The 553-nt window shown below is 60.2% G+C and carries 1 protein-coding gene; it reads left to right on the top strand.

Features of this window, described 5'->3' with window-relative positions; genetic code table 11:
• Positions 1–207: 207 nt before the first annotated feature.
• Positions 208–553, top strand: a 346-nt coding sequence (locus AB4Y34_RS41920; RefSeq protein WP_368719317.1) for a helix-turn-helix domain-containing protein, incomplete at its 3' end; no start/stop codon positions are given.

The raw sequence follows: 553 nt of genomic DNA, 5'->3' as shown, positions 1-553 counted from the left end.
AACAGGGGTTCCTGCATCTCATCCATTCCGCGCATCGCATCCGCTGCCAAAGATCATGAACACGATATCCATAACGCCCGTCCCTCAAACCCCGTCTACACGGGACCCAAATTCAACAGCCCGCTAGTGTGGTGAGTTAGAAATTCGTTGAACAATTTGCTGCCTGTAGTACCGTGTGGTCAATGCGACGGACACGAAGAGGCGGCAATGAGCGGAAGACCCAAAGCAGAGCTCGTGTTGAGCGAAGCGGAACGCGAGCAGTTCACGGCCCTGACGATGCGCCGCAAGACGGCGCAGGCGTTGGCATTGCGAGCGCGGATCGTGCTGGCCTGCGCCGAGGGCACCGACAACAGGACGGTCGCGGCGAAACTGCGGCTCACCCAGCAAACTGTTTCGAAGTGGCGTGGGCGCTACGTGATGCATCGACTGGATGGCCTGCTTGACGCGCCGCGTCCGGGCGCACCCAGATCGATCGACGACGCACGTGTCGATGCCGTTATCGCGAAGACGCTGGAGTCCGTACCCAAAGGAGCGACGCACTGGAGTACACGGA

This window comes from Paraburkholderia sp. BR10954, assembly GCF_040965775.1.
Classification (GTDB): domain Bacteria; phylum Pseudomonadota; class Gammaproteobacteria; order Burkholderiales; family Burkholderiaceae; genus Paraburkholderia; species Paraburkholderia youngii.
This window is presented reverse-complemented; position numbering and strand designations above follow the sequence as displayed.